Annotated in this window: 4 protein-coding genes; 1 reads left to right on the forward strand and 3 read right to left on the reverse strand. The window is 65.6% G+C overall.

Annotated features, from left to right (window positions below; all coding sequences use genetic code 11):
- Both WT24_RS13805 and ggt read right to left on the reverse strand, forming a co-directional pair.
- Window positions 1-333: cation:dicarboxylate symporter family transporter (locus WT24_RS13805; protein ID WP_156441791.1), on the reverse strand; the 333-nt coding region annotated here is incomplete at its 3' end.
- Between the two features lie 178 nt (window positions 334-511).
- A complete protein-coding gene (ggt, locus tag WT24_RS13810) occupies window positions 512-2263 on the reverse strand; it encodes a gamma-glutamyltransferase (RefSeq protein ID WP_059789107.1) in 1752 nt (583 codons plus the stop codon).
- Window positions 2264-2630: 367 nt separating this feature from the next.
- Between ggt and WT24_RS13815 the strand changes: the two genes are divergently transcribed.
- On the forward strand, window positions 2631-3509 hold the full coding sequence (locus tag WT24_RS13815; RefSeq protein WP_059500173.1) for a MurR/RpiR family transcriptional regulator: 879 nt from the start codon (window positions 2631-2633) through the stop codon (window positions 3507-3509).
- A gap of 27 nt (window positions 3510-3536) precedes the next feature.
- On the opposite strand, the gene WT24_RS13820 is transcribed toward WT24_RS13815, so the two are convergent.
- The coding region (locus WT24_RS13820; RefSeq protein WP_179949343.1) for an AAA-associated domain-containing protein at window positions 3537-3804 on the reverse strand (268 nt) is incomplete at its 5' end.

A 3804-nucleotide genomic window follows, 5' to 3' on the forward strand; every position in this document is an offset into this window, starting at 1 on the left:
CTCGCCGGGCCGCAGCAGGTTCGCCATCAGCAACCCGAGCAGCAGCGAGACCAGCGACGCGGTGACGAACCAGCCGAGCGCCTTCACGAACACGCGCCCGACCGACGACGCATCGCCCATGTGCGCGATGCCGACCACCAGCGTCGAGAACACCAGCGGGCCGATCACCATCTTGATCAGCCGCAGGAACACGTCGGATACGAGCGAGATGTAGCCGGCGATTTCGGCGGCCGACTGCTTGTCCGGAAGCTGCGTGTAGATCAGGTAGCCGATCAGGATGCCGGCTGCCATCGCGAGCAGGATCCAGCCTGCCGCAGACATTCGTTTGTTCATGATGGAATTCGCCGCACGGCGATGGAGTTGACGGAAGAAAGAGGCGCGTGCCGTGCCATGGGGCGCGCGGAGCGCGCCGCTCGGGCCGACACGGTGATCCGCGGGCGGACGCGCCGCCGCACCGGCATTCGCAGCAACGCGAACGCCGGCGGCAGCGATCCGGCATGCAGCGATCGGATCAATAGCCGATCGCGGAGCCCGCCGGACGGCGCGGGTCGTTGTAGCCGTAGATGAAGCCCACACGCACGTTGCCGGACACGGACGAATCGTTCCCGGAACTCTGGCGGCTCGCGGCTTCGGTGCCCGGCAGGCCGACCATGATCAGCTCGGCGGCGCCCCACGGCGTCTGCTCGACCATCTTGTAGCCCATGTTGCGAAGGATCGCGAGCGTGTCGGGCGACAGGCCGTAGGTTTCGTAATAGACCGCGTCGGGCAGCCACTGATGATGGATGCGCGGCGCGGCGACCGCGTCCTGCGGCGTCATCCCGTAGTCGATCACGTTCAGCACGGTCTGCAGCGTGATCGTGATGATGCGCGAGCCGCCCGGCGAACCGACCACCATGAATACCTTGCCGTCCTTCTTCACGATGGTCGGCGCCATCGACGACAGCGGACGCTTGCCCGGCGCGATCGAGTTGCGCGTGCCCTGCACGAGGCCGAACAGGTTCTGCGCGCCGACCTTCACGGTGAAGTCGTCCATCTCGTCGTTCAGGAAGAAGCCCGTGCCCGGCGCGATGACCACGGCGCCGAAGCGGCCGTTGACCGTATAGGTCGTCGACACCGCATTGCCGTCGTGGTCGACGATCGAGTAGTGCGTCGTTTCCGGCTTCTCGTGCACGCCGACGCCGGGCTGCACATCGACCGACGGCGTCGCCGTGTCGGCATGGATGCTCTTGCGGATCTGCGCCGCGTACTCCTTGCTCGTCAGCTTCGCAACCGGGTTGTCGATGAAGTCCGGATCGCCGAGCAGCGTGTTGCGGTCTTCGTACGCATGGCGCATCGCTTCGGTCATATAGTGGACCGCCGCGGCCGAGTGGTAGCCGAGCTTGCGCAGGTCATATCCTTCGAGGATGTTCAGCGTCTCGCACATCGTCACGCCGCCCGAACTCGGCGGCGGCGCCGACACGAACTCGTAGCCGCGATACGTGCACGTCAGCGGCGCCATGTCCTGCGCGCGATAGGACGCGAAATCGGCCGCCGTGATCACGCCGCCGCCGCGCCTGGCCGCCGCTTCCACGATCTTCGGAATCTCGCCGTGATAGAACGCGTCCGGCCCCTGCTCCGCGATGCGCTCGAGCGTGCGCGCCAGATCCTTCTGCACCAGACGATCGCCCGGCTGCAACGCCGTGCCGTCCGGGCGCAGGAAGATGCGCGCGGCTTCCGGGTCCTTCCTGAAGCGCTCGACCGTCGTGTCGAGGATGTCGGTATCGCCGCGCGTCAGCACGAAGCCGTCGCGCGCGAGCCGGATCGCCGGCGCCATCACCTGCTTGCGCGTCAGCTTCCCGTACTTGCGCTGCGCGAGATCGAGCCCGGCCACCGTGCCCGGCACGCCGACCGCGCGATAGCCGTACAGGCTCTGGTCCGGAATGACGTTGCCGGCCGCATCGAGATACATGTTCGCGGACGCCGCGGCCGGCGCTGTCTCGCGGAAATTGATGAAGCGGTCGCGACCGTCGGCCAGGTGGAGGGTCATGAAGCCGCCGCCGCCGATGTTGCCGCAGCATGGGTTGGTCACGGCCTGCGCATAGCCGACGGCCACCGCCGCGTCCACCGCGTTGCCGCCTGCCTTCAGGATGTCGACGCCGATCTGCGACGCGAAGTGCTGCGACGACACGACCATGCCGTTCTTCGCTTCGACCGCCGGGTCCGACGCGGCGAACGCGCACACGCTCATCGCGGACAACAGGGTGAGTACTACGAGCCGCCTCATGACGGAATCCTCCAGACGAATAAACCGGCGCATGCCGGGATGCGCGGCCGCACCACCGCGTATCGACGCCGCCCGTTCGACGTGTAATAAACGGTACATTTCCGCAAGGCCGCGATCATAGCACCCGCTTTTTTGCGTCAAAAACTAGGGTAATTACTGAATTCAAAGCGGATATGCGGGACTATCTTTGTCGAGGCATGTTCGATTTATTACATATATGAACGTATTCGTGGATCGAGCGATACGTCCCTCTAATTTCGAACCGTGCGCCGCCTGCCGCACGTCGATCGGCTAACATGCGTGCAGTTACCGGCAGACGCACGTCTGCCGTTCGATCGTTCAATTCAGATAGAGAGCCGGAGTGCCGATGGGGACGAGCATCAGGGCGTTGCTGCTATCCCAGATGGATAGCTTCACGCCGTCGGAACAGAAGGTCGCGCAGGCGTTGCTGGATCGCTATCCCAGTCTCGGGCTGGGCCCCATCGCGCAGTTCGCGAAGCAGGCGGAAGTCAGCGACCCGACCGTGTTCCGCTTCGTCGTCCGGATCGGCTTTCCGAACTATTCGTCGTTCCAGCAGGCGCTGCACGACGAGATCGACACCGCGATGAATTCGCCGCTCGCGCGCATGGATGCGTTTCATTCGGAAACGGGCATGCGCGACAGCCACGCGGCGATTTTCCAGCGGCTGTCCGAATCGCTCGCGACCACGATCGAAGGGCTCGACGCGGCCGCGTTCGACGCAGCGGTGGCGGTGCTGGCCGATCCGGACGTACGCATCTTCTGCGGCGGCGGGCGCTATACGGCGCCGCTCGCGTCGCTGTTCTCGTTCACGCTGGCCTATGCACGGCCGCACGTGCAGTACGTCGAGCCGAACGTGAATCTCGCGTCCGTCGCGCTGGCCGACATGGGGCGCACCGACCTGCTCGTGATCTTCGACTTTCGCCGCTACCAGAAGGACAGCATCCGCTTCGCGCAGGCCGCGCACCGGCTCGGCGCGCGGATCCTGCTGATCACCGACGAATGGCGCTCGCCGATCGGCGAATTCGCGGAGATCGTGCTGCGGATCCAGGGGCGCCCTTTCGCGATGCTGCAGACCAACGTGCCGGCGCTGGCGCTCGCCGAAGCGCTGGTGATCGGCGTGACGAACCGGCTGCCGGAACTGGCCCGGCAGCGGATGGAGAAGATCGAACAGCTCAACGCGGGCGGGATCGAGTGGGATACCAGCCAGCGCGATTTGCCCGAATGACACGTGGCCGCCATTCGGGCGCGGCGCTCAACTCTCGACGTCCTCCAGACTGAACACTTCCGTCTTGTCGTTGTACGAGAAGACCTCCCCGTACCGCCCCCAGTCGATCACCGCGTCGAGCGTTTCCTCGGCCGCTTCGTCGGACAGGAAATCCTCCAGCTCCTGCTCGAAGCGCACGCGCGGCGCGCGGTGGCCCGGACGCTCGTTCAGCACCTTCCTGATCCGGGCAGCAAGCGGCACGTGCTTCAGCAGGTGATCCGCGAACATCAGCTTGCGCTCCTGCGTGCCGAATTCC

Origin of the sequence: Burkholderia sp. MSMB1078WGS, from assembly GCF_001528895.1 — a bacterium.
Taxonomy (GTDB): domain Bacteria; phylum Pseudomonadota; class Gammaproteobacteria; order Burkholderiales; family Burkholderiaceae; genus Burkholderia.